The 26,952-nt window shown below is 53.0% G+C and carries 21 protein-coding genes; 6 read left to right on the top strand and 15 right to left on the bottom strand.

Annotation, left to right across the window (positions count from 1 at the left end; all coding sequences use genetic code 11):
• Positions 1-3 precede the first annotated feature (3 nt).
• From nrdB to LQ945_RS05680, 8 genes are all read right to left on the bottom strand, one after another.
• Complete coding sequence (nrdB, locus tag LQ945_RS05715; protein ID WP_044552596.1) at positions 4-1,134, bottom strand: class Ia ribonucleoside-diphosphate reductase subunit beta; 1,131 nt, start codon at positions 1,132-1,134, stop codon at positions 4-6.
• A gap of 68 nt (positions 1,135-1,202) precedes the next feature.
• The gene (gene nrdA / locus LQ945_RS05710) at positions 1,203-3,491 is read right to left on the bottom strand and encodes a class 1a ribonucleoside-diphosphate reductase subunit alpha (RefSeq protein WP_262240985.1); all 2,289 of its coding nucleotides are present in this window, start codon (positions 3,489-3,491) and stop codon (positions 1,203-1,205) included.
• Positions 3,492-4,100: 609 nt separating this feature from the next.
• Entirely contained in the window at positions 4,101-5,330 is a 1,230-nt protein-coding gene (locus tag LQ945_RS05705) for a UxaA family hydrolase (RefSeq protein ID WP_270102485.1), read from the bottom strand.
• Positions 5,323-5,649 carry a UxaA family hydrolase gene (locus LQ945_RS05700; RefSeq protein WP_270102484.1) on the bottom strand — a complete coding sequence of 109 codons (327 nt, stop codon included), beginning with the start codon at positions 5,647-5,649 and terminating at the stop codon, positions 5,323-5,325. Before LQ945_RS05700 ends, LQ945_RS05705 begins: the two co-directional genes overlap by 8 nt.
• 73 nt (positions 5,650-5,722) lie before the next feature.
• Complete coding sequence (locus tag LQ945_RS05695; RefSeq protein WP_270102483.1) at positions 5,723-6,484, bottom strand: SDR family NAD(P)-dependent oxidoreductase; 762 nt, start codon at positions 6,482-6,484, stop codon at positions 5,723-5,725.
• A gap of 26 nt (positions 6,485-6,510) precedes the next feature.
• Positions 6,511-7,530, bottom strand: a complete 1,020-nt coding sequence (locus LQ945_RS05690; protein ID WP_270102482.1) for a zinc-binding alcohol dehydrogenase family protein — start codon at positions 7,528-7,530, stop codon at positions 6,511-6,513.
• A 2-nt stretch (positions 7,531-7,532) separates the two neighbouring features.
• Positions 7,533-8,837 carry an MFS transporter gene (locus LQ945_RS05685; protein ID WP_270102481.1) on the bottom strand — a complete coding sequence of 435 codons (1,305 nt, stop codon included), beginning with the start codon at positions 8,835-8,837 and terminating at the stop codon, positions 7,533-7,535.
• A gap of 71 nt (positions 8,838-8,908) precedes the next feature.
• The gene (locus LQ945_RS05680) at positions 8,909-9,562 is read right to left on the bottom strand and encodes an RraA family protein (protein WP_270102480.1); all 654 of its coding nucleotides are present in this window, start codon (positions 9,560-9,562) and stop codon (positions 8,909-8,911) included.
• A gap of 430 nt (positions 9,563-9,992) precedes the next feature.
• Between LQ945_RS05680 and LQ945_RS05675 the strand changes: the two genes are divergently transcribed.
• Positions 9,993-10,721, top strand: a complete 729-nt coding sequence (locus LQ945_RS05675; RefSeq protein WP_262240980.1) for a FadR/GntR family transcriptional regulator — start codon at positions 9,993-9,995, stop codon at positions 10,719-10,721.
• A gap of 60 nt (positions 10,722-10,781) precedes the next feature.
• Here LQ945_RS05675 and ubiG read toward each other — a convergent pair whose 3' ends face one another.
• Positions 10,782-11,507, bottom strand: coding sequence for a bifunctional 2-polyprenyl-6-hydroxyphenol methylase/3-demethylubiquinol 3-O-methyltransferase UbiG (gene ubiG, locus LQ945_RS05670; RefSeq protein WP_182823925.1), 726 nt, complete (start codon positions 11,505-11,507; stop codon positions 10,782-10,784).
• A 212-nt stretch (positions 11,508-11,719) separates the two neighbouring features.
• Here ubiG and gyrA point away from each other — a divergent pair, with 212 nt between their 5' ends.
• Complete coding sequence (gene gyrA, locus LQ945_RS05665) at positions 11,720-14,371, top strand: DNA topoisomerase (ATP-hydrolyzing) subunit A (RefSeq protein WP_270102479.1); 2,652 nt, start codon at positions 11,720-11,722, stop codon at positions 14,369-14,371.
• A gap of 165 nt (positions 14,372-14,536) precedes the next feature.
• Positions 14,537-17,407 carry a two-component system sensor histidine kinase RcsC gene (gene rcsC / locus LQ945_RS05660; protein WP_270102478.1) on the top strand — a complete coding sequence of 957 codons (2,871 nt, stop codon included), beginning with the start codon at positions 14,537-14,539 and terminating at the stop codon, positions 17,405-17,407.
• 50 nt (positions 17,408-17,457) lie between these two features.
• Here rcsC and rcsB read toward each other — a convergent pair whose 3' ends face one another.
• Genes rcsB through LQ945_RS05640 form a run of 4 tightly spaced genes read right to left on the bottom strand, consistent with a single transcriptional unit; the run spans position 17,458 to position 22,438 of the window.
• Positions 17,458-18,108, bottom strand: coding sequence for a response regulator transcription factor RcsB (rcsB, locus tag LQ945_RS05655; protein WP_004947156.1), 651 nt, complete (start codon positions 18,106-18,108; stop codon positions 17,458-17,460).
• Positions 18,101-20,803, bottom strand: a complete 2,703-nt coding sequence (gene rcsD, locus LQ945_RS05650; RefSeq protein WP_262240977.1) for a phosphotransferase RcsD — start codon at positions 20,801-20,803, stop codon at positions 18,101-18,103. The genes rcsB and rcsD overlap by 8 nt, the downstream gene beginning before the upstream one ends.
• A gap of 21 nt (positions 20,804-20,824) precedes the next feature.
• Complete coding sequence (locus tag LQ945_RS05645; protein WP_270102477.1) at positions 20,825-21,979, bottom strand: MFS transporter; 1,155 nt, start codon at positions 21,977-21,979, stop codon at positions 20,825-20,827.
• A gap of 54 nt (positions 21,980-22,033) precedes the next feature.
• Positions 22,034-22,438: a DUF4186 domain-containing protein gene (locus tag LQ945_RS05640; protein WP_270102961.1), complete on the bottom strand. Its 405-nt coding sequence runs from the start codon at positions 22,436-22,438 to the stop codon at positions 22,034-22,036.
• A gap of 722 nt (positions 22,439-23,160) precedes the next feature.
• Here LQ945_RS05640 and ompC point away from each other — a divergent pair.
• Both ompC and LQ945_RS05630 read left to right on the top strand, forming a co-directional pair.
• A complete protein-coding gene (gene ompC, locus LQ945_RS05635) occupies positions 23,161-24,291 on the top strand; it encodes a porin OmpC (RefSeq protein ID WP_044552570.1) in 1,131 nt (376 codons plus the stop codon).
• A gap of 153 nt (positions 24,292-24,444) precedes the next feature.
• Entirely contained in the window at positions 24,445-24,861 is a 417-nt protein-coding gene (locus tag LQ945_RS05630; RefSeq protein ID WP_270102476.1) for a VOC family protein, read from the top strand.
• On the opposite strand, the gene LQ945_RS05625 is transcribed toward LQ945_RS05630, so the two are convergent.
• A complete protein-coding gene (locus tag LQ945_RS05625) occupies positions 24,855-25,433 on the bottom strand; it encodes a TetR/AcrR family transcriptional regulator (RefSeq protein ID WP_270102475.1) in 579 nt (192 codons plus the stop codon). The two genes, LQ945_RS05630 and LQ945_RS05625, sit on opposite strands and share 7 nt — an antisense overlap.
• Before the next feature lie 112 nt (positions 25,434-25,545).
• Here LQ945_RS05625 and LQ945_RS05620 point away from each other — a divergent pair, with 112 nt between their 5' ends.
• On the top strand, positions 25,546-26,013 hold the full coding sequence (locus LQ945_RS05620; RefSeq protein WP_269935852.1) for a nuclear transport factor 2 family protein: 468 nt from the start codon (positions 25,546-25,548) through the stop codon (positions 26,011-26,013).
• A gap of 6 nt (positions 26,014-26,019) precedes the next feature.
• Here LQ945_RS05620 and LQ945_RS05615 read toward each other — a convergent pair whose 3' ends face one another.
• Positions 26,020-26,922, bottom strand: a complete 903-nt coding sequence (locus tag LQ945_RS05615; protein WP_269935851.1) for a LysR family transcriptional regulator — start codon at positions 26,920-26,922, stop codon at positions 26,020-26,022.
• Positions 26,923-26,952: the final 30 nt, after the last annotated feature.

The raw sequence follows: 26,952 nt of genomic DNA, 5'->3' as shown, positions 1-26,952 counted from the left end.
CGTTTAGAGTTCGAAGTCGCTCAGGTCGTCGGCATGCACTTCAGAGTCGATCTGCCCTACCAGGTAGGAGCTGACTTCCACTTCCTGCGGTGCAACCTGCACGTTGTCGGAGACTAACCAGGCGTTAATCCATGGGATCGGGTTAGAGCGGGTGGCGAACGGCAGGCCAAGGCCCACTGCCTGCATGCGGATATTGGTGATGTATTCCACATACTGGCACAGAATGTCTTTGTTCAGGCCGATCATCGAGCCGTCACGGAACAGGTATTCCGCCCATTCTTTTTCCTGCTCGGCTGCCAGCACAAACAGATCGTAGCACTGCTGCTGACACTCAACGGCGATTTCCGCCATTTCCGGGTCATCGGCGCCGGAGCGCATCAGGTTCAGCATGTGCTGGGTCCCGGTCAGGTGCAGCGCTTCGTCACGGGCAATCAGCTTGATGATTTTGGCGTTGCCTTCCATCAGCTCGCGTTCCGCGAAGGCAAACGAACAGGCGAAGCTGACGTAGAAACGAATGGCTTCCAGCGCGTTAACGCTCATCAGGCACAGATACAGCTGCTTTTTCAGCGCGCGCAGGCTCACGGTCACGGTGTTGCCGTTGACCTGATGCGTGCCTTCACCCAGCAGATGATAGTAGCCGGTCATTTCGATCAGATCGTCGTAGTAGCCGGAAATGTCTTTCGCGCGCTTGAGGATCTCTTCGTTGGTAACGATATCGTCAAACACCACTGCCGGATCGTTAACGATATTCCGGATGATGTGGGTGTAAGAACGTGAGTGAATGGTCTCGGAGAATGACCAGGTTTCCACCCAGGTTTCCAGTTCCGGGATCGAGATCAGCGGCAGCAGCGCCACGTTCGGGCTGCGCCCCTGGATCGAATCCAGCAGCGTCTGGTATTTCAGGTTGCTGATGAAAATGTGTTTTTCATGCTCCGGCAACGCCTGATAGTCGATACGATCGCGGGAAACGTCAACCTCTTCCGGGCGCCAGAAGAAGGACAGTTGTTTCTCAATCAGTTTTTCGAAAATTTCATGTTTTTGCTGATCGAAGCGCGCAACGTTAACCGACTGGCCGAAGAACATTGGTTCCAGCAACTGGTTGTTTTTATTCTGAGAAAATGTGGTGTAAGCCATAAGCCTGAGTCCATCGTATCGTGGCTAAATGAAGGGGCCGGAAGAGTTCCGGCCCGCTGTTTCAAACTTTAGATCTTGCAGGCGCCGCTTTCGCAGTCATCATCGCCGCCCTTGGCCGGCAACAAATCTTCCTGGACGTCTTCCGCGCCGTCGCGGGTGTTCTGATAGTACAGCGTCTTGACACCAAACTTGTAGGTGGTGAGCAGGTCTTTCAACAGCTGCTTCATTGGCACCTTGCCGCCCGGGAAACGGGTTGGGTCATAGTTGGTGTTGGCAGAGATCGACTGGTCGATAAACTTCTGCATCAGGCCGACCAGTTGCAGGTAGCCGTCGTTGTTCGGCATTTCCCACAGCAGCTCGTAGTCGTTTTTCAGACGTTCGTACTCCGGCACCACCTGGCGCAGAATGCCGTCTTTCGACGCTTTGATGCTGATGTGACCACGTGGTGGCTCAATGCCGTTGGTGGCGTTGGAAATCTGCGAAGAGGTTTCCGAAGGCATCAGCGCCGACAGGGTCGAGTTGCGCAGACCGGTTTCCTTGATCTCTTTACGCAGAGTTTCCCAGTCGTAGTGCAGCGGCTCTTGGCAGATGACATCCAGATCTTTCTTGTAGGTGTCGATCGGCAGGATCCCCTGCGAATAGGTGGTTTCATTGAACCACGGGCAAGCCCCTTGTTCCTGAGCCAGACGGTTCGAGGCCTTCAGCAGGTAATACTGGATAGCTTCGAATGTCTTGTGGGTCAGGTTGTTGGCGCTGCCATCGGAATAACGCACGCCGTTCTTCGCCAGATAGTAAGCGTAGTTAATCACGCCGATACCCAGGGTGCGACGGCCCATGGCGCCACGGTGTGCGGCTTTGATTGGGTAGTCCTGGTAGTCCAGCAGGGCGTCCAATGCGCGCACTGCCAGGGTGGCCAGCTCTTCCAAATCGTCCAGGCTTTCGATGGCGCCCAGGTTAAAGGCGGACAGCGTACACAGGGCAATTTCGCCGTTTTCGTCGTTGACGTCATCCAGCGGTTTGGTCGGCAGGGCGATTTCCAGACACAGGTTGGACTGGCGCACTGGCGCGATCTGCGGATCAAACGGGCTGTGGGTGTTGCAGTGGTCAACGTTCTGGATGTAGATACGGCCGGTAGAGGCGCGTTCCTGCATCATCAGCGAGAACAGTTCGACCGCTTTTACGCGCTTCTGACGGATGCTGTCGTCTTGCTCGTACTGGGTATACAGACGTTCGAATTCGTCCTGGTTGGCGAAGAACGCGTCATACAGGCCGGGAACGTCCGATGGGCTGAACAGGGTGATGTCCTGGCCTTTGATCAGGCGCTGGTACATCAGGCGGTTCAGCTGCACGCCGTAGTCCATGTGGCGCACGCGGTTGCCTTCAACGCCACGGTTGTTTTTCAGTACCAGCAGGCTTTCAACTTCCAGATGCCACATCGGGTAGAACAGCGTCGCTGCACCTCCACGCACGCCGCCCTGAGAACAGGACTTCACCGCGGTCTGGAAGTGTTTGTAGAACGGGATACAGCCAGTATGGAAGGCTTCACCGCCGCGGATCGGGCTGCCCAGCGCACGGATGCGACCGGCGTTGATACCGATGCCGGCGCGTTGCGAAACGTATTTCACAATGGCGCTGGAAGTGGCGTTGATGGAATCCAGGCTGTCGCCGCACTCGATCAGCACGCAAGAGCTGAACTGGCGGGTAGGAGTGCGCACGCCGGACATGATTGGCGTAGGCAGTGAGATTTTGAAGGTGGAGATCGCGTCGTAGAAACGTTTAATGTAGTCCAGACGGGTCTCGCGCGGGTAGTTGGAGAACAGGCACGCGGCCACCAGGATATACAAGAACTGCGCGCTCTCGTAGATCTCGCCGCTGACGCGGTTCTGCACCAGATACTTCCCTTCCAGCTGCTTAACGGCCGCGTAGGAGAAGTTCATATCACGCCAGTGATCGATAAAGGAGTCCATCTGCTCGAACTCTTCAGTGCTGTAGTCTTCCAGCAGATGCTTATCGTACTTGCCCATTTCTACCATGCGCGTCACGTGAGCGAGCAGCTTTGGCGGCTCGAACTGACCGTAAGCTTTTTTGCGCAGATGGAAGATGGCCAGGCGCGCGGCCAGATACTGGTAGTCCGGCGCGTCGCGCGAGATCAGATCGGCTGCTGCTTTGATAATGGTTTCATGGATATCAGCGGTTTTGATGCCGTCATAAAACTGAATATGGGAACGCAACTCTACTTGAGAAACGGAGACGTTGTTTAACCCTTCCGCAGCCCAATCGATGACACGGTGGATTTTGTCGAGGTTGATGCGCTCTTTACGCCCATCGCGTTTAGTAACAAGCAGACTTTGGTTCATGTGGTGTTTTACCTGTCCGTATGGTGCCCCTAAGCAGAAGTGTAGTAGCTCTGCTCAGTATGTAAACACTATATATAGGGGGTGTATGTCGGTGAGGTAACAAGATAGTGAGAAAACAGGGCGTTTGCAAGTGAACAAAAGTGGCCTAATTTGTGGATAACTTGGGGGTGAAATGTGACTTGTCTTTCGCAGTGCGCGCTGTGACTGGCGCGACAAGCTTGTCAATAAGCGGGATAAGATTTTCCCTATAATCAGAAAAACGTGATCGTTTGCCGCTTTATTAAACGTTAGAAAAAAACGGCATATTGTTAGCCATCAAAGTTCTAAAAATACATAAACAAGAAGAACACTGGGCTGGCGCAATCTTTTGCCCAATGCCCATCAGCGTGTTTCCCGTAGCTATTCTAGCGACAACGAGGGCTGCGGTTAACCACGGTTTCTCGTCCGTGAGATGTGGGGAGAATAGATACCAGGCAAGAGATTGAGGATTCCAGCCCTTGCCTTCGCAAGAGAGCATTTGCGCCGCAAGAGGTTTACGGGAGCTTTCGTGCCGACTTCACTCCCGCAAATTGATCATTTTTAGGCATCGACTGACGGCGGTTGATACGGCTAGCTTTCGCAGCGGGTGGGGATCAGCACCTCTTTGCTTTGATATTTATAAGGAATAAAATATTCTTTATGACCTTGTTCCTCACTTTTGCTTTGTTGCCCGGCAGCAATCGCCACCATCAATTGCGCGATTTCCAGGGAAAGCTCTTGTTGCGATATTGCCCCGCTTAACAGCCGGCCGGCATCCACATCCATATCATCAATCATGTTTTCAAACGTTTGGCTGTTGCCGGTGATTTTTATTACTGGGGCAACCACGGATCCCACTACGCTGCCGCGACCGGTGACAAAAAATATAATATGGCTACCGCAGGAGATAAGATCCATCAGCCCTTCATTATCATTAGGGTTAGTGATGCCAAATTGCATCCAGTGGGGATCTGGCGTGCTATCAAGTAACCACAGGCCTTTTCGCTGGGGACTACCGCTGACTTTAAGCACCCCTTGAATGGAGCGAGAGCCGCTCTTTATTACGGCACCCATGCTTTTTTCTTCGATTGTGGATAATCCTCCGGCAAAGTTTCCCGGACTGACCGAGTATTGCCTAACCGATTTACAGTAATCGAGCGCCTTATTGTAGGTGGCAACGATTTCATCCTTAGCGCTTTCGGTTGCGGCTCGCTGGGACAAAATATCAATCAAGCCTATGGCTTCCACGATCTCTTCAAAAATTGCCGTGCCGCCCGCATCGACCAACCAGTCAAAAAAGTTGCCCACCGCCACATTGCCCGCCAGCCCGCTGGTATAGTCGCTGCCCCCACACTCGCTGCCGATAATTAAGTCAGCAAAGCCCATGGGCACTCGGCTGGTGCGTGTTAATTCTTCCTGCATTCTCCTGACATGCTCAACGCCTAACTCCACACTGCCTTTTGTGCCGCCGGTTTGCTGAATATAGAACCAGGCCGTCGGCTTGCCTTCTTCTTTTGCGATATTGCTGAGCCACTCTGGCTGGATGTACTCACACCCTAATCCTACGGCAAGGACACCGCCTACATTAGGATGGCGAATTAATGAGATCAGCATTCTTACGGCGTACTCATTGTCAGTACAACCGGAAAACCCAACGGCTTCAACTTCGGCGTCATTCACTTTTTCGGCTATTTTATCGGCCACAAAATGGGCGCATTCCACGGTGTAAATAACCAATATTTTATTGCGGATCCCCTTGGTGCCGTTCTGGCGCAGGTAACCTGACCACGTCACCGATTTCAGGCTTTCTAACTTATTCATATTTGACATCCTTAGGGGCGCCAGTCACGAGATCCAGATGGGATGAGCGTTCGTCATAATTGCTATGCATAACGTGCAGGTGAACCCAATCGCCCGTTTTGATCGCTTGGGTCGCACGGCCTATGTTGATGCCGTATTTAATGATGGGATCGCCCATGGAAATGGGGCATAACGCGATTTTATGGCCGATATTAATATTCTCATTGGCAATGATGCTGTCATTTCCACAGCCGCGAACCGAGACTTCGCCCGTTTGAATGGGGGTTAGCGCCGTTGCGACATTATCAACGTCATTAATCTTGTATGCGACTTGCTCCATAATAGCCTTCCCGATCTTATTATTTAGACTGGATTTTCAGTGCTATCACCCAGTAATAGCACTGGCGAATCAATCAGAAACCAATCAGCGCGCCACCATCAACTACCAGAACCTGACCGCTGATAAAGGCGGCTGCTTCTGAAGCCAAATAAGTGGCGGCCCAGCCAATGTCTTCTGGCTTGCCGAATTTCTTCATCGGGGTTCGTCCGAGAATTTTATTTCGGCGTTCATCATCTCCTTCGATGGCTTTGCGCAGCATGGGCGTGTCGATCCAGCCCGGGGCGATGCCGTTGACTCGTATTCCTGCCCCAGCCAGTTCGGTGGTCAGCGCCCGGATAAGCCCCAGGTAGGCCGATTTCGCCGCCGCATAGCCGGCGACATAGGGCTGCCCAAGAAATGACGTCATGGAGGCGGTAAACAAAACGCTGGCATTGCCATGCCGCTTCATGTGTGGGACTAACGCTTTGGTCAAGGCAAACGCTGCGACAACGTGAATATCAAGAACGGATTCAAAATCCTCAACGCTCATCTCCTCGATGGGCTTTTTGCAATGGTTGCCCGCGTTGTTGACCAGGATGTCGATTTGCCCAACCTGCTCGAGCAATCCATTGACCCATGCCTGGGTTTTGGCGGTTTCACTGACGTTAAATTGACTGTAGGTTGCCTGAGGACCGAGGTTTTCTGCGGCCTGCTGAGCGAGTGGGCCATTGAGGTCGGCAATGATGACTTTTGCGCCGCTGGCCACCATGCATTCGGCCATTGCGTAACCCAGGCCGCTGGCCGCGCCAGTAATTAATGCCGTTTTACCTTCGAGTGAAAATGCATTTTTTAACATAGTCATAATCTCTGATTGATTGCGGTTTAAAAGGCGATAAGTATTTTGGTCACGGCACCAGGATCGGCTGCCCACGTCATAAAGGCTTCACCTGCCTGTTCGAGCGGGTAATGAGTGGTGATAATTGAATGCAGGGGGTAGCGCTGCTGTTCCATCAAGGCCAGTACGGCGCGAAAATCTGCCACCGTGGCGTTTCGTGAGCCGCGGATATCCACCTCTTTCAGCAAAAAAAGCGCGCTGTTGTAGTTAACCGGTTTTTTTGCGTAGCCGACGTAAACAATGCGGCCAGAAAAGGCGACCAGTTCGAGAGATTGCTCGATGGAAGATGTTTGCCCGGCGGCCTCAATGACCAATGCCGGGCCACGGCCTTCGTCGATCTTGCCCAGCTCGTTGGCGAGGTCGACCTTTTCCCCATTGATGAATGAGCAAGCGCCGCAGGCCAGAGCCACGGCCTGTTTGCGATCGTCTATGTCTATGGCGATCACCCGTGCACCCATGGCTGCTGCGGCGGCTATGGCTCCAAGGCCAATGACACCGCAACCTATCACGGCCACCCATTCTCCAACCTGAATGGCGCCGCGACGGGCGGCGTGCAGCCCAACGGCCAGAGGTTCAACCAGAGCCAGTTCATCAAAGCTCAGGGCATTGCAAACAAGAATTTTATTGGCCGCAATAGCCAGCCTTTGCGCCATACCCCCCTGACGCTGAACGCCGAGCGTTTGATTGTGCTTACAAGCATTCGGCCTGCCAGCGAGGCAACTGCTGCAAACCCCGCATTCTGTGCAAGGCAGGACCACCACGCGATCGCCCGGTTTGGCCGTCGTGACGTTGCACCCTGTGCGGATAACTTCGCCGCTAATTTCATGGCCGGGGATGCAAGGGTATACAACCAGCGGGTTAAACCCACGGTAGGTATTTAAATCGGAGCCGCAGAGGCCGACGCGTTGGACATCGATAAGAACATCATTATCATTATCACCGCATACGGCCTCAGGGATGTCGACGAACTCGGTATGGGAATTTTTATCAATGGTTAATGCTTTCATTATTATTGTTTCCTCAGGTTCGTTAAGGTGTCAGTGAGAGGTTGTACTTTTTTATTTGAATTAATGGGTTTGACAAATAAGGCCACGCTTAATGCGCCGAAAATACCTACGATACCCGCCAATATGAAGGCTGAAATAAAACTGCCACCGCTGTATTGAACAATAAAACCGGTCAGAATAGGGGCGATCATGCCTGAAGTATTCGCCAGCAGGTGAACAAAACCGCCCACGCCACCCACCTTGTCTGCGGAAATACTGTCGGAAATAATAGACCAGGGCGATGATGCTGCCAGATACATAAAGAATATGCCGAAGGACATCATAATGACGGCAAAGGTCACGGAGTCTACGATCCCGGCAATGCAGATACATATAGAGGAAGCAATTAAACCGACAACAATAAGCAGCTTTCTGGAAAAAAGTAATCTTCCGCTTTTCTTGTAAATATAATCGGAGACTGCGCCCCCCATGACCATACCCACGCTGCCAAGCAGCCAGGGAATCGAGGAGGCAATACTCATTTCAGCAATGTTCAGCCCTTTTGCCATCGAGAGGTAGCTGGGAAACCAGGTCAGGAAGAAATAAAGAATATAGTTGATGGCAAAGAACGCCATGCCGGTCGCCAGAACCAGAGGCTGTGTCAGATAAAAGCGAAACGGCAGCCTGGTCTGGGTATCATAGTTTACCGGCGCATTGTGCAGAGCCGTTTCAAACTCTTCAATTTCAACTGGCTGGGTCTTCGGGTGATCTTTAGGGTTGTCAGTAAAGTTTTTCAGCCAGAAGAAGGTCCACACAAAGCCAAGTGACATGAGAATGATAAAGGCTACTCGCCAGTTCCACATAATGATCAGGAATCCAACGATGGGGCCCGCGATAGCCCCTCCGAGTGGATTGCCCGCATTGGCAATGCCGATGGCGCGTGCACGCTGGTGAATCGGGATCCAGTGGGTGATGACCTTATTGATATTGGTGCTGACCGGGCCCTCGCTCATCCCAAAAATAACCCGAATTATAAAGAGGATAATGTAGCTGAAAGCGACCCCGGTCAGGCCACAGAATAACGACCAGGTAAGCATGGCAATGGCCATCACTTTGCGCGGGCCGTAAATATCAGACAGATACCCTCCGACGAAGTTAAATAAGGCATAGCCGAAAAAGAAGCTGCTCAGCATTACCCCAATTTCAGCAGGAGAAAGTTGTAGATAATCTTTTATATAGGGCATGGCAACAGAAAAGGCCGCCCGATCGAGATAGTTAATAATGCTCGCGATAAACAAGAGTGTTATTATTTTATTTCTCTGTTTCATGATTGCATACTCATATTGAATGGCTAAATATAAGCCCACCATGCGAACCGGTTATCATGGGCCGGGTGAGGTCACATTACGCCAAAGGTTTCGAATGCCTCTACCGTGCTCATGCCATTGCTGATGGCTGTCCTGACGCTATTCTCTGTGGAGACTTTTTCTAATGCCAAACTAATGGCGTCACGTTCAACTTCTTGCGGAATGATTAATATGCCATCGCGGTCGCTATAGACAATATCGCCTGGGCTTACCCTTATTCCGTTAAATTCAATAGGAACGCGATAGTCGATCACCTTTCCTCTGGGGCCTTGATCTTGTGCATAAGTGCCGTGTGAGAAAGTGGGGAAATTTAATTCCAGGATTTCATTGCTATCGCGCACATATCCATCAAGCACGGCGCCAGCCGCTTTCAGATGACGAGCCCGGGTTGACATCAGACCGCCCCAAAGCGCGTAACGCAGAGAACTTCCTGTGGCGATGTACACCTCGTCTTCTTTCAACGAATCCAGTGCTTCAAACATTAACCCAAAAGGTTTCTGGGTGATTTCGCTATGCCCGGAGCTTGATTGAAGTTCGTAAACATCGGCTTCGAGCACCGGCATCGCTCTGCCGGCAACCACCATATTCATCTGCAGCGGTTTGATGGAGGGGGCAAAAAACTGATGTAAAAATCCCATAGTATCAAGAATATCCCCGACAACGGCGGGGAACAGCTTGGTGCGCATCAGTTGGAAGAGCTCTTAATCATTCGACCACATTTTTTTCTCCTGAGAAGACAATTTCTATTTGGCCCCAAGAGCAGGCTCGGGTGTTTGCACAGGAAAAATTACGCGCAACCTATCAACCTGTCAAACAGGTTGATAGGGATGATTTTATATATGATATTAAGCTCACATTTTTAGTAAAATGGCGGAAAGAACCGCCCGGAAGGGGCCGTTGATGGTGTTGAATTGTGGTGGTGGTCTGAGAGAAGAAAATACCGCGAGTTTGATGACAAGGGGGGCTTTAAGCCCGAGATACCAGGGCCAGGCGCACCCAGGGCCATGATGGGCATGCTCTGCCTGATAACCGGCTTTGTCAGTAGTCTGCCGTGATGTTTTCTGCTTTGCTCTTCATCCAGTACATTTGAAGTTGTAAATTTTGGAGTCGTTTAAAATGGATACAAAGATGCCGATTCAGAGCCACACATTGTCCTCGCAAATCAAGCATTACGTGCTGGATATGATAAGCCAGCAGCAGCTGACTCCGGGGATGGCGGTTCCAAGTGAAGTAAAATTAATTGAGGAGCTGGGCGTCAGTCGTGGGGTGATCCGTGAGGCATACCGTTCACTGTCCGCACTGGGGATCCTGGAGATAAAAAGCGGTAAAGTCCCGCGGGTGAAAGCGTTCGACAGCAGCGTGCTTGAGCTTATTTTTGGCTTTGCCATCGCGTCAAATCAGGTGTCCGTCTCGCAGATCTTGAGCGTGCGCCAGTGGCTTGAAATCGGCAGTGCCGGGATGGCGGCAATCCACGGCAATGAAGAGGATTTTCGCCAGCTGCAAGATGAGATGAAGCAGATTGAAGCGTGCATCTTTGACACTGAAAAATTCATTCAGCATGACATTAACTTCCATCTCATTATTGCCCGGGCATCTCGCAACCCTCTGTCCGGTATTTTATTGCAGTCCCTGCATGAACAACTCAGGCGTTCTATCCATGCCGGTCTCGAAGCGCAAAGTGGCACCGATACCGAAAGAAAACAGATTGTTTCTTTGCATCAGGACATTTGCGATTGCGTTTGCGCCCAGGACTCGGAAGGGGCGATGAAAGCGATGACGAACCATTTTAATACGGCAGTCAACTCTTTGATTGAAAAGGGCGAGAAGGCCAATGATGGAGCCTGAAGAAGGGCGTTTATTTTTCTGCGGTGAGCGTTTAAAAACCCACCGCGTTTGAGTGCGGCATCAGCCTTCGTGCTGAGTATGTACCATGTAGTTCACATCAACGTTGCCACCCAGCTTGAAGTGGTCGGTGATCGGGTTGTAATGCAGGCCAATCATGTGTTTTTCGCGCAGCGGCGTGCCGTCAACCCAGCCGATGAGCTCGGAAGGGCGGATGAACTTCTTATGGTCGTGGGTACCCTGAGGGACCATCTTCAGAATATATTCCGCACCTATGACCGCCATCAGCCAGGCCTTGGTGTTGCGGTTGATGGTGGAGAAGAACACATGGCCACCCGGTTTGACCAGGTGAGCGCAGGCGCGCACTACCGAAGCCGGATCGGGCACGTGCTCCAGCATTTCCATACAGGTTACGACGTCGTATTTTTGCGGGTTGGCCTGGGCATGGCTCTCTACCGTTTCCTGCACGTAATTCACGTTCATGCCAGTTTCCAGCGCGTGTAGCCGGGCCACTTGCAATGGCTCGGCACCCATGTCCAAACCGGTCACTTTTGCGCCTTCACGCGCCATGCTTTCCGCCAAAATGCCGCCGCCGCAGCCCACGTCGAGGACGGTTTTATCAAAAATGCCGCCTGAGCGTTGCAGGATATAATTCAGGCGCAGCGGGTTGATACGGTGCAGCGGCTTGAACTCACCTTCCAAATCCCACCAGCGAGAGGCCACGGCCTCGAACTTGGCGATTTCCTGATGGTCTACGTTTTGCGCTTGGCTGGATGATTCTGCATTCATGGGCGTATTTGGCTCCTGGTTCTCGTTGCGCGGATTATACATGTTCCGGCGCAGCGCCGTCTGCGCCGATGCATTTTTAGCGCACATATATGCACAATTTCAGTGAATCGGCGGCGGTTATTTTCCCGTAAAGCGTGCTTTGTGATATAGTTTTACACCTTTGCCACTATGGCAGCGGGCAGATGAATCATTAGTAGAGGGATAGCAGCTCCATGAGCGACCTTGCCAGAGAAATCACACCGGTAAACATCGAAGACGAGTTGAAAAACTCGTATCTGGACTACGCGATGTCCGTAATTGTCGGACGTGCGCTGCCAGATGTTCGTGATGGACTGAAGCCGGTACACCGCCGCGTTTTGTACGCGATGAACGTACTGGGTAACGATTGGAATAAACCATACAAGAAATCGGCCCGTGTCGTCGGGGACGTCATCGGTAAATATCACCCACACGGTGACAGCGCGGTTTACGACACCATCGTGCGTTTGGCTCAACCTTTCTCACTGCGCTATATGCTGGTGGACGGTCAGGGCAACTTCGGTTCCGTCGACGGCGACTCCGCCGCGGCGATGCGTTATACCGAAGTGCGCATGTCAAAAATTGCTCACGAACTGCTGGCGGATCTGGAAAAAGAAACCGTCGACTTCGTGCCTAACTACGATGGCACCGAGCAGATCCCAGCCGTCATGCCAACCAAGATCCCGAACCTGCTGGTTAACGGCTCGTCGGGTATTGCCGTGGGCATGGCCACCAACATTCCGCCACATAACCTGTCAGAGGTTATCAACGGCTGTCTGGCCTACATCGACGATGAAAACATCAGCATCGAAGGCCTGATGGAACACATCCCGGGGCCGGACTTCCCGACGGCGGCGATCATCAACGGTCGTCGCGGTATCGAAGAGGCCTACCGTACCGGGCGTGGTAAAGTTTATGTCCGTGCGCGCGCTGAAGTAGAAGCCGATGCTAAAACCGGTCGCGAAACCATTATTGTTCACGAGATCCCGTATCAGGTGAACAAGGCGCGTCTGATCGAGAAGATTGCCGAACTGGTTAAAGAAAAACGCGTGGAAGGCATCAGCGCGCTGCGTGACGAGTCCGACAAAGACGGCATGCGTATTGTCATTGAAGTCAAGCGCGATGCGGTTGGCGAAGTGGTACTGAACAACCTGTACTCACTGACGCAATTGCAGGTCACCTTCGGCATCAACATGGTGGCATTGCACCAGGGCCAGCCGAAGCTGCTGAACCTGAAAGATATTTTGCAGGCGTTTGTTCGTCACCGCCGCGAAGTGGTCACCCGCCGTACCATCTTTGAACTGCGTAAAGCTCGCGATCGTGCCCATATCCTGGAAGCGTTAGCTATTGCTCTGGCCAACATCGATCCGATCATTGAACTGATCCGTCGTGCGCCAACCCCAGCGGAAGCGAAAGCCGGCTTGGTTGCGCAGGCATGGGATTTGGGTAATGTCGCTTCCATGCTGGAACGCGCCGGTGATGACGCGGCACGCCCTGAGTGGCTGGAGCCGGAGTTTGGCATCCGTGATGGCAAATATCACCTGACCGAGCAGCAAGCTCAGGCGATTTTGGATCTGCGCCTGCAGAAACTGACCGGCCTTGAGCATGAAAAGCTGCTGGACGAGTATAAAGAGCTGCTGACCGCCATTGCCGAGCTGATCTTTATTCTGGAAAACCCAGACCGCCTGATGGAAGTGATCCGCGAAGAGCTGGTCGCAATTAAAGAGCAGTACAACGACGGCCGCCGTACCGAGATCACCGCCAACACTTCCGATATCAATATCGAAGACCTGATCAATCAGGAAGACGTGGTTGTTACGCTGTCGCACCAGGGCTATGTGAAGTATCAGCCATTGAGCGACTATGAAGCGCAACGCCGCGGCGGTAAGGGCAAGTCCGCTGCACGTATCAAAGAAGAAGACTTTATCGATCGTCTGTTGGTGGCTAACACCCACGACACGATCCTGTGCTTCTCCAGCCGTGGTCGCCTGTACTGGATGAAGGTGTACCAACTGCCTGAAGCCAGCCGTGGCGCACGTGGCCGTCCAATCGTCAACTTGTTGCCGCTGGAAGCCAATGAGCGTATCACCGCCATTCTGCCGGTGCGCGAGTATGAAGAAGGGCGTCATGTATTCATGGCAACCGCCAGCGGCACCGTGAAGAAAACGGCGTTGACCGACTTTAGCCGCCCACGCAGCGCAGGCATCATCGCCGTCAACCTCAATGAGGGTGACGAGCTGATTGGTGTTGACCTGACCGACGGCAGCAACGAAGTCATGCTGTTCTCCGCCAACGGTAAAGTGGTTCGCTTCCCGGAAACGCAGGTGCGTTCCATGGGCCGTACTGCTACCGGCGTGCGCGGTATCAACCTGGGCGAAGGCGACAGCGTTATCTCCCTGATTGTGCCTCGCGGTGAAGGCGATATTCTGACCGTTACCCAGAACGGCTACGGTAAACGTACTGCGGTTACCGAATACCCGACCAAGTCACGAGCCACCCAAGGGGTTATCTCCATCAAGGTGAGCGAGCGTAATGGTCAGGTAGTGGGTGCGGTGCAGGTGGATACCACCGATCAGATCATGATGATCACCGATGCCGGTACGCTGGTGCGTACTCGCGTTTCGGAAGTCAGCGTGGTTGGCCGTAATACCCAGGGTGTTACGCTGATCCGCACTGCGGAAGACGAGAATGTCGTTGGCCTGCAGCGCGTTGCTGAACCGGTAGAAGATGAAGAGCTCGACAGCCTCGAAGCCGGCGCGGAAGCCGTAGAAGAAGACGCTACGCCGCTGGACGAAGGCGACGACGATTCTGAAGCGGTAGACGATGCAGAAGATGACAACGCCTAAGCCATAGTTGGCGGCATTTCGCCACTATTGCACAGAAAAATACAGGGCCTGGCAGCGATGCTAGGCCCTTTTTCAGTTATATGGTTTAATTAGCGGACTCAAGCCAACAGCTCCCGGCTCTGATATGAACGCGCTGGCCACCACTCACATTCGTACGGTATCCGATTGAAATATTTAGCCTCTTTTCGCACCACGTTAAAGATTTCCCGCTATCTGTTCCGGGTGCTGGCGATAATGCTGTGGTCGCTGGGGGCGTTGCTCACCACTTTCTATATCCTGAATATCCTGCATCAGAAAGAGTCTGACATTCGGCAGGACTACAATCTGAATTTTGATCAGGCGCAGGGCTACATCCGTCATTCGGCCGATATCATCCGCGATATCAAATATATGGCGGAAAATCGCCTCAATGGCTCGGTCAGCAGCATGGATATGTTCAGCGGCATCTTTCCCGGCAAGAGCAGCCCGCCAGAGTTTTTCCCGCTCTATCCGGAGTCCAACTGTTCGCTTAATAACACCTACCGTAGCTCGCTCAATTCTCTGAGCGGGTTGATCCAGTATTGGAAAGAGAACTTTGTCGCGGCCTACGATCTCAACCGGGTGTTTTTTATCGGCGGTGATAGCCTGTGCATGGCGGAGTTCGGCGGCAGTAGCGGCGTAGCCAACCGCCCAGAGGCGCTGAAAACGCTGCATGAGCGCATCCTTAAATATCGCAACGCCAAGAACCAGGATAAAGACAACAATTTGTACTGGATCAGCCCAAGCCAGCAGCGGCCGGATGTCGGCTATCTGTATGTGCTGACGCCAATCTATATTGGCTCCAAGCTGGAGGCGTTGCTGGGCATTGAGCAGACGATACGTCTGGAAGACTTCGTGACTACCGGCAATCTGCCGATCGCCGTCACCCTGCTGGATGAGAACAACGAACCGATACTGCAGCTGGCGGATGGTGAGCGCAATGCGCAAGCGCCCGACAGTTATCCGACGGAACAAGCCTACTTTGGTTACGTCGATAATTACCGCGACCTGATCATGAAAAAGGCGTTGCCGCCGTCATCGCTCAGCATCGTTTATGCGGTGCCGGTGAAGACGGTGGTTGAGCGCTTCAAAATGCTGATCCTCAATGCGGTGCTGCTGAATCTGCTGTCCGCCATCGTGTTGTTCAGCCTGGCCTGGTTGTTTGAACGCAAAATGTTCCTGCCGGCAGAGGACAACGCTTTTCGGCTGGAGGAACATGAGCAGTTCAACCGTAAAATTGTCGCCTCGGCCCCGGTGGGCATCTGTATTTTGCGCATCAGCGACGGAACCAACATTCTGAGTAACGAGTTGGCGCACAACTACATTAATTTGCTGACTCACGAGGATCGCGATCGCATTACACGCATCATCTGCGAACAGCAGGTGAATTTTGTCGATGTGATGACCAGCAATAACAATAATCTGCAAATCAGCTTCGTTCATTCCCGTTACCGTAATGAGGACGTGGCGATCTGTGTGCTGGTGGACGTCAGCGCCCGCGTGAAAATGGAGGAGTCGCTGCAAGAGATGGCCGCCGCCGCGGAGCAGGCCAGCCAATCGAAATCGATGTTCCTGGCGACCGTTAGCCATGAGCTGCGCACGCCGCTGTACGGCATTATCGGCAACCTCGATTTGCTGCAGACCAAGGCATTGCCGCAGGGCGTTGATCGACTGGTCAATGCGATGAACAACTCTTCCGGGCTGCTGCTGAAGATCATCAGCGATATTCTGGACTTCTCGAAAATTGAATCCGAGCAGTTGAAGATAGAGCCACGAGAGTTCTCCTGTCTGGAGGTGATTACCCACATTGCCGGCAACTATTTACCGCTGGTGGTGAAGAAGCGGTTGGGGCTGTACTGCTTTATCGAGCAAAACGTGCCTGAGCGCATTTCCGGCGATCCTGTGCGGTTGCAGCAGGTGTTGTCCAACTTGTTGAACAACGCCATTAAGTTCACCGATACCGGCTGCATCATCCTGCAGGTCTGCACCCGTGGCAATTATCTGGAATTCAGCGTTCGCGACACCGGAGTCGGTATCCCGGAGAAAGAAATTACCCGCCTGTTCGACCCATTCTTCCAGGTGGGCAGCGGTGTACAGCGCCATTTCCAGGGGACCGGGCTGGGGCTGGCGATTTGCGAAAAGCTGATCAACATGATGGACGGCGACATTGCCGTTGAATCCGAGCCGGGATTAGGCAGCCTGTTCACCATCCGTATTCCTCTGTTTAGCGCCCAGTTCCCTATCCCGCAGCCCAGCGATACCTGGCTGGGCAAAACGCTGTGGCTGGATATCCGCAACCAGCGGCTGGAAAGTTATCTGATGGAGATCCTGGGCGGCTATGGTGCGACGGTATTACGCCATCAGGGGCAGGACACCGCTGAAGGCGAGGTGATGCTCAGCGATCACCCGTTGAGGGTCAGCACGCCGCTGCTGGCGCAGATCCAATTTTCTATCGAGCACATCGGCCCATCGCAGGAAACGCGCCCGGGTTACTGGATGCACAGCACCTCGACGCCGCGCGAAACCCTCATACTGCTCAACCGACTGTTTGGCACCCGGGATGAGAGTGGCAGTGCCCTGATGCAATTGCCGGTGCCGACCAAGGCCAGCCAGGTCGACAACGGTGATATTCATTTATTGGTGGTGGACGACCATCCTATCAACCGCCGGTTGCTGTCCGATCAGCTTAGCTCGCTGGGCTACCTGGTGGTGACGGCCAATGATGGGGTCGACGCGTTGGACGTGCTGAGTCGCAATACCGTTGATATCGTGCTGACCGACGTCAATATGCCGAACATGGATGGCTATCACCTGACCCAGCGACTGCGTGAGTTGCAGTTTACTTCCCCGGTGATCGGCGTCACGGCGAATGCCCTGGCGGAAGAGAAGCAGCGCTGTATTGAGGCCGGCATGGATAATTGCTTGTCGAAACCGGTGACGCTGGAAACGCTGGAGCAAACATTGGCGTATTATAGCCAGCAGGTGCGCCACGTGCGCGCCGAGTCTGAAGAGGCCTAAAAGCAAAAGGGCGCAGCAAAATGCCACGCCCTTGTTAACTACCGTGTTCTTTATTCTTTGTCCAGCGGTGCCATGCTGACGGAAGAGAGGTAGTTGAGCAGCGCAATATCGTTCTCGACACCCAGCTTCATCATCGCCGATTTCTTCTGGCTGCTGATGGTTTTGATGCTGCGGTTGAGTTTCTTGGCGATTTCGGTCACCAGGAAACCTTCGGCGAACAGACGCAGTACTTCGCTCTCTTTTGGCGACAGGCGTTTGTCACCGTAGCCGCTGGCGCTGATCCTCTCCAACAGTTTGGAGACGCTTTCCGGCGTGAACTTCTTGCCTTTTTGCAGTGCGGCCAGCGCTTTCGGCAGGTCGGTAGGCGCACCCTGTTTCAGTACGATACCTTCGATATCCAGATCCAACACGGCGCTCAGAATGGCCGGGTTGTTGTTCATGGTCAGAACGATGATCGACAACTGCGGATAATGGCGTTTGATGTATTTGATCAGCGTAATGCCGTCGCCATATTTATCGCCCGGCATGGAAAGGTCGGTGATCAGTACGTTGGCGTCCAGCTTGGACAGATTGTTGATCAGTGCTGTTGAGTCTTCAAACTCCCCAACGACATTCACCCATTCAATTTGCTCAAGTGACTTCCGGATGCCAAACAGTACGATAGGATGGTCATCAGCAATAATTACGTTCAGGTTATTCATGTTGTTGGCTACCTTGCTCCAGCAGTCTGCTGACGAAAAAATCAATCTGACTGATGTTATTCTCGATCTTGAGCGCATCACCGTCTGCGATGTGCTGTTCTAACGATTCACACAGTTGCTTGCCGGGAAGCAGATTTAACATGGCAAACACGCCTTTCAGGCGGTGTGCTGTCTGTGACAGAGCATTGAAATCACTGCTGCCCGCCTCAGTATACAGTTTTTTGATATCGTCGGGTACTGTATCAACAAACAGGCCATAGTAATCACTTGATTTCAATTGTTTTTCATAGAGTTGGATGTCATCGGCGGTCAGCGAAAGCGGGCTTTCCTGCTGTTCCAGCGCGGCCATTTGCTGCTCAATCAGCATCAGCACGGCGTCTATCATTGCACCACTCAGGTTATAGTTTACCCGAATATACCGTTTTTCAAGCTGTTGCCATCCGGCCTCATCGCTGGTCAGCAGCAGGGTATAATCGTCAGCCCTTTGCGGGTTGTCGGTCAGTAAAACGTCGTAGTCGCGGTTAACCTGGCGTTCATCGGCAACGAGGCAACTTGCACCGTAGGCGTGCAGCAGATGGGTCACAATGCCGCGCACCTCTTCAGAAGTGATGTCCAACAGCGCGGTCACGCCGTCGAGCAGTTTTTCCTGCGCTTCCGTCTCCTTTTTCTCCATTTCCATCGGCACGCGGATGGTGTAGCGGGTGCCGATATCGACCTTGCTGCGGATATCCAACTGGCCGTTGAGCTTTTTGCACAGCTGGTTGCACAGGAAGAAGGTCAGGCCGGAGCCATGATTAAAGCGATCCACCAGCGTCTGGCTGAGGAACGGATAGTTCAGGTTGCTGATTTCCTCGTTGGAAATACCCGAGCCGGTATCATTGATGTGAAACACCAGGCGATCGGGGTGCTCGGGTTCATGATCAACCACCAGCGAAATCTTGCCGCAGGCGGTAGTGATAATGGCGTAATGCACCAGCAGCGAGATCACCTTGCGTAGCGCGTTAGCGTCACCGATGTATTGCTGCTCGACATCAAGCTGGAAATGATTGAACAGCGACAGCCCTTTCTGATTGATGGAAGGCAGCGCCTCGCGCAGCAATTCATCTACCAGGGCCGAGGGGCTGAAAGGGTGACGCGAAGGTTGCCAGTCCTGGGTTTCCAGCCGGGTGAGCAGGGTGATGTTCTCAATCAAGCCCAGCACCGACGCTGACTGTGTGGTCAACTCTTTTAGCAGTGCTTGCTGTTGTTCTTCATCCGGTTGCGTACGCAGACGATCGGCCAGATCGTGCATTTGGCGCACCGGTTGGTTCAGCTCGATCCCCAGATTATGCAGCATCAGCTTGCGTGCCTGCACATTCTTGTCGTACTCGCGCTGTGCCTGCTGCAATCGTTTGTTCACCATCACTTCCTTGTCCTGATCGTTTAACAGGAACAGGTAGGTCTCCGGTGACAGCTGGCTGCGGAAGATGCGAATTTCATACACTTCATTGTTGACCGTGGCCTGAATCACGCCATGGTGCTGTTCGGCCATGTGAGCGATTTTTTGCAGGCTGAGGTGAGGCAGCAGATGTTGGGCAATCTTATTGCTGGCGATTACCGTATTGCTGGCGAAGTTATACACCAGCAGGCCGGAAGGCAGGCTGGCGATGATCTCTTGATTCAGTGCGCGCTCGGCTTCCAGCTCGACCGCCATGCTTTCACTCGGCCGGATGTATTGGCGACGGATAAAGTAAATGCCTGCCAACGACAGCGCCAACAGCAGCAAATTGATGGCAATCAGCCAAATATTGTTACGCAGCAGGTCTATGGCCAGGCTGATGGCGGAGACGCGGTAAACCACTTTCAGCGGGGCGTTAGGCAGGGAAGCGCTGAATTCCACCCAGCTACCGTTCATCGATATACCGGTGTTGCTGGAGGCTTCCATCGGCAGAGTGCCGTCGTCCATGTTGTTATCATCGGGCAGCAGCATAAAGCTGGCGCGCGCCATGTTAATGGGAATGATGTCGTTAATTGGCAGATCGAAGGCGATCACCGTGGCCAAATGCCCCGGCTGGTTAAAAGTGGTGCGAATTGAAAATGAATAGGCATTCTGGAAGCGCTGCTTGCGCAAGGCGGAGAAGCTTTCGCGCTCATCGAGCATGTTCGCCTGTTGCAGCATTTCGGCGCGACGATCTTCCGCCGACGTCGTCAGATAGCTCTCTTTGAAACGTGAGGCCAGCTCTTTTAACGGCTGAGTGGTGATCAGGCTCAGGCTGTTGTCCTGACCATTCAGGTAATACATGGCGTAATTTTCGGTTTTGGCGCCCCAGCGGGTGTCCAGATAGTCTGAAATATTGGCGATCATCGCCAATGTCCCTTCTTCATGGCTGCCAAAAATGACCGCGTCGGTTTTTTTATGCGGTTTTTCCAGGTAATAAACGTCCGGCCGCAGTCGGGTTTCCTGCAGGCTGGGATCGACGTTCAGGGAGGCCGCATTGCCGAATTTATCGTAGATCTGATAGGTGATGTAGCGATAGTTGTCGATGCGCTTTTGCAGCCCATTGGCGATGCTGTTCAGCGCATATTTTTTCTCCGCCAGCCAGGCGTTGGTATAGTTGTAGCCGTACAGGCCAATGGCAATCGTCAGCAGCACGGCAAATAGCAGGAAGCAGCGGGTAATATTGCTTGAGCTAATGGTCAGTTGTTTGTTTTGCATAGTTGGCTGCGCATTCCTGAATCAACGGGTTATCGCCCGGGCGCTGGCGGTAACAGCCAGGAGTAAGACGGCAACGCAGGCAAAGGCTACCGTCAGGCTGGAGAACTGGGCGATAAAGCCGATTAGCGCCGGCCCGGCGAGAATGCCGGCATAGCCTACGGTAGTCACTGAGGCGATAGCCAGATTGGCCGGCATATCATGTTGATTGCCTGCGGCGCTGAACAGAATCGGCACCACGTTGGAGGCGCCCAACCCTACCAGCATAAACCCGATCAGCGAGAGCATGGCGTTATCGAACACAATCGCCATGCTCAGACCCATGGCGGCACACAGGCTGCCAAGCAACAATACTTTATATCTGCCCAAGGCGTTGACGATGCGGTCACCGTTCAACCTGCCGAGGGTCATGGTGATGGAGAACAACGCATAGCCTAATCCGGCCTGGCTGTGATCAACCCCGCGCAGGGTGGTGAGGAACAGGGCGCTCCAGTCGAGCATCGATCCTTCCGCCAGGAACATGATAAAGCACAGAATGCCGATAAACATTACCCAGCCGCGTGGCACGACGAACATCGGTCCACCTTCTTCACCGCCGCTTTCGCGCAGCAAATTGCGGCTGGCAACGGTTAGCAACGCCGCGATAGTCAATACGGTGACACAGGTCGCTAATAGCGGGGAGAGTCCCAGCCACAGCATGATGCTAACGCCCCCGGCGCCGGCAATGCCGCCAACGCTGAAGAAACCATGAAAGCCCGACATCATTGCCTTGCCGCTGGCACGCTCGACCACCACGGCCTGTATATTCATCGCCACATCGATCATGCCAATTGCCGCGCCAAACAGCAGCAGTGCCAGCGCCATGCCCAGGGTGGTATTCATCAGCACCAGCAGCGGTAAATCGATGCACAGCGCCAGACCAGCAAGCAAGATCACCGGCCGACAGCCCAATCTGCCGGTCAGAAAACCGGTGAGCGGCATCGCCAGCATCGAACCCGCACCAATGCACAGCAGCAACAGACCCAGAGAGCCATCATCAATGCCGATGCGCGCTTTGGCAAAGGGGACCAGGGGCGCCCAGGCTGCCATGCCGAAACCGGCGACAAAAAAAGCCAGCCGCGTCGCGATCTGAGCCGGTACCCCGGGTTTTTGCTGTTCATTGCATAAGGTGGATGTCATGTGGGCTTTGGGATCTATTGTGGAAGTGGGGCTGAAAGTTATGGATTGTTTTTATCACAATCCGCGATCCGGGTCGAAAGGAATTGCGCCATCATTGGCCTTCGGTGCTGCACGACGTTCCAGCCACAGGCTAATGACTTGCACAATATACTGCTTTTGCTGTTCGCTCAGCGCTTGCCCTTGCGGAATATTATGCCACTTGGCCAGGCAACCACGGCAACAGGTGGCGGTGGCGTGCTGAGCGACAAACACCGGATGGCCGCGCATGGGGGTCTGCTTGCCGTCATTGTTCGGAAAAGGCGTCGCCAACCGTTGCTCGATAAAATCCCGTGCATGGCTGAGGATCAGCGGCAAGCCTTTGGTTTCAAAATAAAGTTGGTCTTTGGGATTCAGACGAAATTTGGCGCGGAAAGGGGAGCTTTGTAGCCGACGCCATAGCGCTTCGGGTTGAAATAGAATGGATCATCTTCTTCGGGGCATTTTGTGCAGGTTATCAAAATAGCAACCGCGCGACCAATGTTGTCGCATCAACACCCGTGCAGCACGAAGCGGAAGTTATTTAAGCAATGAAATGCTTTCCAAATTAATGCGCTTAATATGTAGTCTAAAATAGAAGAAAAGATTAGCTATTAGTGCGGAAGTTAATTGGTGGGATAATATCTTTAAGTGATTATTTTTTGGCATAAAGTGCGAATTAAGATGAAATTTGAGCTAAGCGTGAGGCAATAAAAAACCGGCCATAAGCCGGTCGAAGTGTACAGAGTGTACAAAAAATTATCTTACAGATAATGAAGGTAATAATGAAAATAATGATGATAGCGGGATTATTATAACGTCAGCGTTATGGGATGCTTTTGGCACAATGTGCTTATTGTCAGTGACTTTTGTATGGCAATCTTTTTTTTCTTAAGCTTTTGTATAACTGTATGATTTTATATCTATAAGTGTGTTTTTTGGCATTGTGTGCCTTATTTTGTGTGTCTGTAATGTTTTGTGGAAGTTCGCGCAAGTTTACATTTGGAAACCTTTAATAATCACACTGAAACACTATCGGATACTTGGTATCATTTTCTTTCTGGATTAATATTATCCTTGTTACCAGAATGGTAATGCACAGTCGTGCTAATAATGCTCAAAAGGGCAGTGGCCATAGCTCGACATAATAAACGAGGATAATAACAATGAAACTTCGAGTTCTTTCTCTGATCGTCCCCGCACTGCTGGTTGCAGGCACCGCAGGCGCGGCGGAAATCTACAACAAAGACGGCAATAAACTGGATCTGTACGGCAAGATCAATGGTCTTCACTATTTCTCTGACAACAATGGCTCCGATGGCGACATGTCTTATATGCGTTTCGGCCTGCGTGGCGAAACACAAATCAGCGACCAGTTGACCGGTTATGGCCAGTGGGAATATCAGGCAAACCTCAACCACGCTGAAAGCCAAGACAACAAGAACTTTACCCGTTACGGCTTTGCCGGCCTGAAATTTGGCGATTACGGTTCATTTGACTACGGCCGTAACACCGGCGTGCTGTATGACGTTGCCGCTTATACCGACTTGCAGCCAGAGTTCGATGGCTCCACTTACGGTGCCGACCAATTCATGTTCCAACGCTCCAGCGGTTTGGCAACTTACCGTAACACCGACTTCTTCGGTCTGGTTGACGGCCTGAACTTTGCTCTGCAGTACCAGGGTAAAAACGGCAACGGCGAAGAGTCTAACAACGGCCGTGAAGTTCTCAATCAGAACGGCGACGGCTACGGTATGTCGGTGAACTACGACATCGGCTATGGCATCAGCGCTGCAGGTGCCTTCTTTAGCTCTAAACGTACCAGCGAGCAAAACGGCGGTGGCGCATACAGCGGCATCATGGGTCGTGGCGATCGTGCAGAAGGTTATTCTGGTGGTCTGAAATATGACGCCAACGACGCTTACCTGGCCGTGATGTTCACCCAGTCTTACAACGCCGCACGCTTTGGTTCTACCAGCAGCGATGCTTATGGTTATGCCAACAAGGCGCAAAGCATCGAAGCTTACGCACACTATCAGTTCGACTTCGGTCTGCGTCCATTCGTCGGTTATAACCAAACCAAAGGTAAAAACCTGGGTCTGGCCGCTAACGGCAAGGACTATGGCGACGAAGATCTGGTTAAATTTGTGGATCTGGGTGCGACCTACTTCTTCAACAAAAACATGTCCACCTACGTTGACTACAAAATCAACCTGTTGGACGACAACGACTTCACCAAGGCTGCCGGTGTCAACACCGACAACGTGGTTGCCGTGGGCCTGGTTTACCAGTTCTAAGCAACAAAGTGTGAATGTGACCACGCGGCCTTCGGGCCGCGTTTTTTTTGCCTGCGGTTTGGCACGAATTGGCACGTACGGGGCACGGATTGCCATTCTGAGATCCTGCGGCTTGCCTAAACTTTCGCTGAGTTGATAAATCAGGAGGTTAGCATGGAACTCAGCATAAATCGGGTGGTTGAAACCGTACTCTACGTCAAGGATATCGAACGCGCCGCAGCTTTCTATCAGCAGGTTTTAAAACTGCCGGTGATGGTGGCGAACGAGCGTTTCCGCGCTTACAACGTCGGTGAGCAAAGCGTGTTGCTGTTGTTTATCGAAGGGGATTCGCTGAAAGGCGCGCATTACCCAGAGGGGTATATTCCCCCGCATGACGGTAATGGACCGCTGCATATCGGGCTGGCGGTGGCGAAAGAGCAGCTGCTGCATTGGGAGCAACATCTTACGACCGAGGGGATCGAGATAGAAGGGCGCATGAGCTGGGATCACGGCGGGGAGAGCATCTACTTCCGCGACCCCGACGGTCATCTGCTGGAGCTGGTGACGCCGGGGATTTGGGCCAATTATTGATGATGCCAAACTTTGGCTAAAGCCTTCAGCGTTTCGCTCAACAACAGTAACGCCCGCTGCGGTTGCTGCTCTATTTGCACTTTGACGATCGCCCCGTCAATCAGCATCGCCAGCATTTCTGCCCGTTGTTCCCGCTCTGGGCCAAGGGGCAGGTAGCGAGCAATCTCCTCGGCCATCTGCTGCTTGTGTCGGCGGGCGATGTTCAGGCTCTCCGGCAGCAAATCCGCCAGTTCCAGCGCCGTATTGATAAAAGCGCAGCCGCGGTAGTGCGGATCGCTGAACCATTCCTCAAGACAAGGCACTAACGCCGGCAAGACATCCCCGAACTGTACGACATGCTGTGCCAGTGACTGGCTGAACCAGCTTAGCCATTGCTCATGGCGGTAAGCGAGAAATGCCTCAATCAATTCATTTTTGCTGGGGAAATGGCGGTAAAAGGTCACTTTCGCTACGCCAGATTCGCTAATGATGCGATCGATACCGGTCGCACGTACCCCATCGCGGTAAAACAAATCATGGGCTGTCAGCAGGATACGCTGGCGCGGGGGGAGAACCTGAGCGGGAGCGGACATTGAAATATCTCCTGAGCATTGATTTCAATGATTGTAGACAACTCTGTCTACTTACGCTAGCTTAATGATGTAGACAAACCTGTCTGCATCACTTTAACCCCCGAGGTAAGCTATGAGCATTAAACCCCCCTTGCCGCCCTTTACCCGTGAATCGGCGATTGAAAAAGTGCGTTTGGCTGAGGATGCTTGGAACAGCCGCGATCCAGAGCGGGTATCGCAGGTCTATTCGCTCGATACCCATTGGCGTAATCGGGCAGAGTTTGTCGATGGCCGCGAGGCCGTCTGTGCATTCCTGCAACGCAAGTGGGCCAAGGAGCTGGAATATCGGCTGATCAAGGAATTATGGGCATTTGACGAAGCGCGCATCGCAGTGCGTTTTGCTTACGAATGGCGTGATGACTCCGGGAATTGGTACCGCAGTTTTGGCAACGAGAACTGGGAGTTCAATGCGGATGGCCAGATGATCAACAGACACGCCTGCATCAACGATATGCCGATCCGCGAGCAGGATCGGCAATTCCACTGGCCGCTCGGTCGCCGCCCGGATGATATTGCGTCCCTGAGCGAGTTTGGCTTCTGATTGCCGCTAGTGATAATAGGGTTTGAGTTCCGCATGGAGAGTGGAGATCAGCCGTTTTTTCCATTCGATTTCCCCCTGACGGTAGTGCGAAAACAGATAACCAATCGCCAGATCGTCCAGGATCGGCAGGGCGTACAGGCCTTGCTTGTCCTGCTGAGCATTGAACCAGGGTTGCGGAACTACTGCCATCATGGGGGCTGCGCGCAGTACCGGTGGTAACTGCGCGTAATCGGCACAGCTGAGCTGGATCCTGCGTTGCAAACCCTGGCGTGCCAACTGACGGTCCAGTTCGTTCTCTGCCTGTGGCCAGGGATGGCAGTAATAGTGCGGGTAGTCTGCCAGCTCACTAAATGTCAGCCCGCTTTTGTGCCCCAATGCCTTGCGTAACGGCGAACCGAATACCGCCACCAGGCGAGTGCTGCCAATAAGCTCATAACGCAGTGCGCTGGTGCGCTGTTGGTGATCGCCAACGGCAATCACCATATCTACCACTCCCTCCAGCAGCTCAGTGCGCCATGAACGTCGTTCAAAGTTTTGGCAACGGATATCGGCGTTGGCGAGCGTGCTTTTCTGCGCCAGCAGCGGCAATAAGATCGGATGCAGTGCCGGCGGCACGACCAGGGTGAAATGCCGTGGCGCGTCCGGCACATGGCCGAACAATTCACTGTCCAGCGAAGAGAACAAGGGCGTCAGCGTTTCTTTAAGCGACAGGGCAAACAGCGTCGGCACCTGACGATGCCCTTCCCGCCGGAACAGAGGTTCATCCAGCACCTCACGCAGGCGGGCCAGGGCGTGGCTGACGGCAGAAGTGCTAATGCCAAGCTTATCCGCCGTTTTCTGACTGGATCCGGTGCTGGTCAACAGGTAGAGCACTTTCAGCAGGTTCATGTCCATTTGCAGGATGTTCATTAATAACCTTTTAAATTGAATACGCTTCAA

Source organism: Serratia liquefaciens (assembly GCF_027594825.1).
Lineage (GTDB): Bacteria > Pseudomonadota > Gammaproteobacteria > Enterobacterales > Enterobacteriaceae > Serratia > Serratia liquefaciens_A.
Note: the sequence above shows the minus strand (reverse complement) of the source record. Positions and strands in the feature narration are given on the sequence as shown.

Coding starts and splice junctions, on each gene's coding strand:
- LQ945_RS05625 (WP_270102475.1), bottom strand. CDS start 25,433: ATGTCCGCTCCCGCTCAGGTTCTCCCCCCGCGCCAGCGTATCCTGCTG.
- rcsD (WP_262240977.1), bottom strand. CDS start 20,803: ATGCAAAACAAACAACTGACCATTAGCTCAAGCAATATTACCCGCTGC.
- ubiG (WP_182823925.1), bottom strand. CDS start 11,507: ATGAATGCAGAATCATCCAGCCAAGCGCAAAACGTAGACCATCAGGAA.
- LQ945_RS05645 (WP_270102477.1), bottom strand. CDS start 21,979: ATGACATCCACCTTATGCAATGAACAGCAAAAACCCGGGGTACCGGCT.
- LQ945_RS05690 (WP_270102482.1), bottom strand. CDS start 7,530: ATGAAAGCATTAACCATTGATAAAAATTCCCATACCGAGTTCGTCGAC.
- LQ945_RS05615 (WP_269935851.1), bottom strand. CDS start 26,922: ATGAACATCCTGCAAATGGACATGAACCTGCTGAAAGTGCTCTACCTG.
- LQ945_RS05630 (WP_270102476.1), top strand. CDS start 24,445: ATGGAACTCAGCATAAATCGGGTGGTTGAAACCGTACTCTACGTCAAG.
- LQ945_RS05695 (WP_270102483.1), bottom strand. CDS start 6,484: ATGTTAAAAAATGCATTTTCACTCGAAGGTAAAACGGCATTAATTACT.
- LQ945_RS05675 (WP_262240980.1), top strand. CDS start 9,993: ATGGATACAAAGATGCCGATTCAGAGCCACACATTGTCCTCGCAAATC.
- ompC (WP_044552570.1), top strand. CDS start 23,161: ATGAAACTTCGAGTTCTTTCTCTGATCGTCCCCGCACTGCTGGTTGCA.
- LQ945_RS05620 (WP_269935852.1), top strand. CDS start 25,546: ATGAGCATTAAACCCCCCTTGCCGCCCTTTACCCGTGAATCGGCGATT.
- nrdB (WP_044552596.1), bottom strand. CDS start 1,134: ATGGCTTACACCACATTTTCTCAGAATAAAAACAACCAGTTGCTGGAA.
- LQ945_RS05705 (WP_270102485.1), bottom strand. CDS start 5,330: ATGAATAAGTTAGAAAGCCTGAAATCGGTGACGTGGTCAGGTTACCTG.
- rcsB (WP_004947156.1), bottom strand. CDS start 18,108: ATGAATAACCTGAACGTAATTATTGCTGATGACCATCCTATCGTACTG.
- nrdA (WP_262240985.1), bottom strand. CDS start 3,491: ATGAACCAAAGTCTGCTTGTTACTAAACGCGATGGGCGTAAAGAGCGC.
- LQ945_RS05700 (WP_270102484.1), bottom strand. CDS start 5,649: ATGGAGCAAGTCGCATACAAGATTAATGACGTTGATAATGTCGCAACG.
- gyrA (WP_270102479.1), top strand. CDS start 11,720: ATGAGCGACCTTGCCAGAGAAATCACACCGGTAAACATCGAAGACGAG.
- LQ945_RS05680 (WP_270102480.1), bottom strand. CDS start 9,562: ATGCGCACCAAGCTGTTCCCCGCCGTTGTCGGGGATATTCTTGATACT.
- LQ945_RS05685 (WP_270102481.1), bottom strand. CDS start 8,837: ATGAAACAGAGAAATAAAATAATAACACTCTTGTTTATCGCGAGCATT.